Below are 4,124 nucleotides of genomic sequence, written 5' to 3' on the forward strand. Positions count from 1 at the left end.
GACGGGGGCCAGAGGAAGGACGGGGGCCACGAGGAGGAGGCGAACCCATGACCAGCGCACGCGAACAGACGGCGGCCCCGTCGGCCGGCGAGGCCGGAGGGGGCAGCGAGGGCGGCGAGGGCGGCGAGACCGCCGACACCGCCCGGATCCCGGCGTTCCCCATGGCCAGGGCGGCCGGCTGCCCCTTCGACCCGCCGCCCGGGCTGCGGGACCGGCGGGCAGTGGCGCCGCTCACCCGGGTCCGGCTGTGGGACGGCAGCACCCCCTGGCTGGTGACCCGGCACGCCGAGCAGCGGGCCCTGCTCGCCGACCCCCGGGTCAGCGCCGACGTGACGAGGGCCGGCTATCCGAAGACCGTCCCCTCCAACGGAGGCGGCCTCAGCTTCATCAACAAGGACGACCCCGAGCACGCCCGGCTCCGCCGGATGATCACCGCGGCCTTCACCGTCCGCCGCGTCGAGGCGCTGCGGCCCGCCGTGCGGCGGATCGTGGACGGGCTGGTGGACGAGCTGCTGGCCGGCCCGCGGCCGGTCGACCTCGTCCCCGCCTTCGCCCTGCCGGTGCCGTCGCTGGTGATCTGCGAGCTGCTCGGCGTGCCCTACGCGGACCACCCCTTCTTCCAGGAGAACAGCCGGATCCTGATCAGCCGGACCGTGACCCCCGACGACCGCACGGCCGCCCTCGGCCGGCTCACCCACTACCTGCGCGAGCTGGTGGCCAGGAAGCGGGTCGAACCCGGCGACGACCTGCTCTCCGGCCTGGTCGGACGAACCGAGGTGGGCGAGCTCACGGTGGAGGAGGCGGCCGAGATGGGGGTGCTGCTGCTGATCGCCGGCCACGAGACGACCGCCAACATGATCGCGCTCGGCACCGTGCTCCTCCTCCAGCACCCCGACCAGCTCGCCGCGGTCCGCGACACCGAGGAGCCGGAGCTGATCGCCTCGGCCGTCGAGGAACTGCTGCGCTACCTCAACATCACCCACAGCGGACTGCGCCGCCTCGCCCTCGCGGACATCGAGATCGCCGGCCAGGTGATCCGGGCCGGCGACGGCATCGTCCTCCCCAACGACATCGGCAACCGGGACCCCGACGCCTTCCCCGACCCCGACCGCCTCGACGTCGCCCGCAACCCGCGCCGCCATGTCGCGTTCGGCTTCGGCGTGCACCAGTGCCTCGGTCAGCCGCTGGCCAGGATGGAGCTCCAGGTCGTCTACGGCACGCTCTACCGCCGCATCCCGACGCTGCGGCTCGCCACCGGCGTCGACCGGCTGGCGTTCAAGCACGACGGCTCGGTCTACGGGGTCCACGAGCTGCCGGTCACATGGTGACGGCGGGGGTGGGTGTTGAGCCGGATTCCGGCGTGGTTTAACCTTCAAACAAGAACTTGAATGGTCAACCACCCCATGGGAGTCGAAGGCACATGTCCACCCCCGTCAAGCTGGCAGTCATCTACTACTCCTCCACCGGCTTCAGCGCCGAGATCGCCAGGGAGATCGCCGACACCGCCGAGAAGGCGGGCGCCGAGGTCCGCCTGCTGAAGGTGGCCGAGCTGGCTCCCGAGGCCGCCATCGCCTCCAACGAGGCGTGGGCCGCGCACGCCGCCGCCAGCGCCGACATCGCCGAGGCGACCCCGGACGACGTGGAGTGGGCCGACGCCGTCGTCTTCGGCACCCCGACCCGCTTCGGCAACGTCGCCTCCCAGCTCAAGCAGTTCCTCGACCAGCTCGGCGGCCTCTGGGCGCAGGGCCGGCTCGCCGACAAGGTCTACAGCGGCTTCGTCACCACCGGCACCCAGCACGGCGGCCAGGAGTCCACCCTGCTCGCCCTCTACAACTCCATCCACCACTTCGGCGGCCTGATCGTCTCCCCGGGCTACACCGACGCCGTGAAGTTCGTCGACGGCAACCCCTACGGCACGTCGCACGTCGACGCCCAGGGCAACAACCCGATCGGCGACACCACCCGCGACGCCGCCCGCCACCAGGCCCAGCGCGTCGTCCGCATCGCCACCGCCCTCAAGGCCGGCCTGGCCGTCTGACGCCTCGCGTCCTGGCCGGCGGGCACCCAGCGCCCGCCGGCTCAGCCCGCGCCCGCCGGCTCAGCCCGCGGCCGCGAACCGGGTGATCCAGCGGCGCTGCCAGGGGGTTTCGACGGCGCGTGGGTGGTGGTGCGCCCGGGTCCAGGCCAGGGCCTCGGCCGGTGGGAGGCCGGCGAGGACGGCGAGGCAGGCGAGGACGGTTCCGGTGCGGCCGACGCCGCCCCCGCAGGCGACCTCGACCGCCTCGCCGGCGTGCGCGCGGGCGTGCAGCGCGCGGATCCGGCGGACGGCGAGTCCGTGGTCGCGGGGGAGCCGGAAGTCCGGCCAGTCGAGCCACTCGTGGGGCCAGCCGAGCCGGGCGTCGTGCGCCCGCCGCAGCCGTGGCGAGCCGAGATAGAGGCCGAAGTCGGGGTCCGGCCCCGCCGGCCAGGCGTCGCGCAGGCCGCGAGCCCGCACCGACGCGCCGTCCGGCAGGACCAACGCGCCGTCCAGTGCCCGGGTGCTCATCGCGTGACCCCCTGAGTCCGCTGGCGCGCACGGAAGTTGGCGACCTTGACGCGGTTGCCGCACAACTCCGGTACGCAGTACTGCCGTCGGCCGGCCCGGCTGGTGTCCACGAACACGCCGCGGCAGCCGGGCGCGGCGCAGGCGCGGAAGCGTTCGTGGCCGAGCGCGCGGACGACGCCGAGCAGCCCGTAGGCGAGGAACGCCGCCAACTCGTCGGCCAACGAGGCGCCGGGCGCCGTCGGCACGGACCACCACCACGCGCCGTCCGCCCCGTCCCGCCGCAGCACCGGGGCGAGCGCGGCCCGGCGGAGCAGCACGCGGCCGCCGGCGACGGCCTGTTCGGCGGTCTCGGTCTCGATGACGCCCCGCACCTCGCGACGCAGCAGGCTCACCTGCCGCACCTCCTCGGCGCCCGGCGCCGGGGCGTCGGGACGCAGCCGCTGGTCGGCCAGGAAGCGGGCCAACTCCGCTGGTGTGCCGAGCGATTCGCCGTGCACCGTGGGCGAGGTGACGACCAGGGCGGTGGCCACCCCGGCCCCGGCCGCGTAGTCGTGCAGCGGGAACTCCACGCGTCGTCTCCGTTCCGTCGAGCCGGCTGTAACCGATGTGATCCGACTATACAGGTTACGGCGGTGCGGGGCCGGGAGATGTTCCGTGGATCTTCACTGAACGTTGGCATGGACACTTCCATCAACGCGCGTAGCTTGCTACAAGTGGCCGCAGAGTCCACTTCGTTGGAGGTTCCGTGAGGCTCACCAGGTCCCTGTCAGCCGTCTTCGTTCTCGTATCCGCCTTCGTCCTCGCCCTGTTGGCGGGCCCGGCCCACGCCGCCGCGCCCTCCTACGTGGCCCTCGGCGACTCGTACTCCTCCGGCAACGGCGCCGGCAGCTACATCTCGTCGAGCGGCGACTGCCACCGCAGCAACAACGCGTACCCGGCCCGTTGGGCCGCCGCCAACGGCCCGTCCTCCTTCACCTTCGCCGCCTGTTCCGGCGCGGTGACCACCGACGTGATCAACAACCAGCTGGGTGGGCTCAACTCCTCCACCACCCTGGTCAGCCTCACCATCGGCGGCAACGACGCGGGCTTCGCCGACGCGATGACCACCTGCGTCACCGGTTCCGAGAGCACCTGCCTCAACCGCCTGAACACCGCGCGGTCCTACATCAACGCCACGCTGCCGGGCCGGCTGGACGCCGTCTACAACGCGGTGCGGTCGCGGGCGCCCAACGCCCGGGTGGTCGTGCTCGGTTACCCGCGGATGTACATAGAGCCGTCGCCCTGGTACTGCCTCGGCCTGAGCAACACCAAGCGCGAGGCCATCAACGACGTCGCCGACGTCCTCAACTCGGTGATCTCCGGCCGGGCCTCCGCCGCCGGCTTCCGCTTCGGCGACGTCCGCCCGACCTTCAACACCCACGAGCTCTGCTCGGGCGACGACTACCTGCACGACGTCCGGCTGCCGGTCTGGGAGTCCTACCACCCGACCAGCGCCGGCCACGCGAACGGCTACCTGCCGGTCCTGAACGCCAACGACTGACGGTCCACCACGGCGAGGGGCGGCTCCCCGCCCACCCGC

General features: G+C 73.0%; 5 protein-coding genes. 3 read left to right on the forward strand and 2 right to left on the reverse strand.

All coding sequences use genetic code 11. From position 1 onward, the window contains the following. The first annotated feature begins 161 nt into the window (after positions 1 to 161). A complete protein-coding gene (locus E1283_RS33015) occupies positions 162 to 1,328 on the forward strand; it encodes a cytochrome P450 (RefSeq protein ID WP_243745269.1) in 1,167 nt (388 codons plus the stop codon). A gap of 92 nt (positions 1,329 to 1,420) precedes the next feature. After that, positions 1,421 to 2,038, forward strand: coding sequence for an NAD(P)H:quinone oxidoreductase (gene wrbA, locus E1283_RS33020; protein ID WP_132821848.1), 618 nt, complete (start codon positions 1,421 to 1,423; stop codon positions 2,036 to 2,038). A gap of 60 nt (positions 2,039 to 2,098) precedes the next feature. Here wrbA and E1283_RS33025 read toward each other — a convergent pair whose 3' ends face one another. Together E1283_RS33025 and E1283_RS33030 are read right to left on the reverse strand one after the other, a co-directional pair. Beyond that, a complete protein-coding gene (locus E1283_RS33025) occupies positions 2,099 to 2,545 on the reverse strand; it encodes a protein-tyrosine phosphatase family protein (protein WP_132821849.1) in 447 nt (148 codons plus the stop codon). Next, complete coding sequence (locus tag E1283_RS33030) at positions 2,542 to 3,114, reverse strand: CGNR zinc finger domain-containing protein (protein WP_132821850.1); 573 nt, start codon at positions 3,112 to 3,114, stop codon at positions 2,542 to 2,544. The genes E1283_RS33025 and E1283_RS33030 overlap by 4 nt, the downstream gene beginning before the upstream one ends. A gap of 176 nt (positions 3,115 to 3,290) precedes the next feature. On the opposite strand from E1283_RS33030, the gene E1283_RS33035 reads away from it, so the two are divergent. After that, positions 3,291 to 4,085, forward strand: coding sequence for an SGNH/GDSL hydrolase family protein (locus E1283_RS33035; RefSeq protein ID WP_132821851.1), 795 nt, complete (start codon positions 3,291 to 3,293; stop codon positions 4,083 to 4,085). Positions 4,086 to 4,124: the final 39 nt, after the last annotated feature.

The sequence above is a fragment of the Streptomyces hainanensis genome, assembly GCF_004348415.1.
GTDB classification, from domain to species: domain Bacteria; phylum Actinomycetota; class Actinomycetes; order Streptomycetales; family Streptomycetaceae; genus Streptomyces; species Streptomyces hainanensis.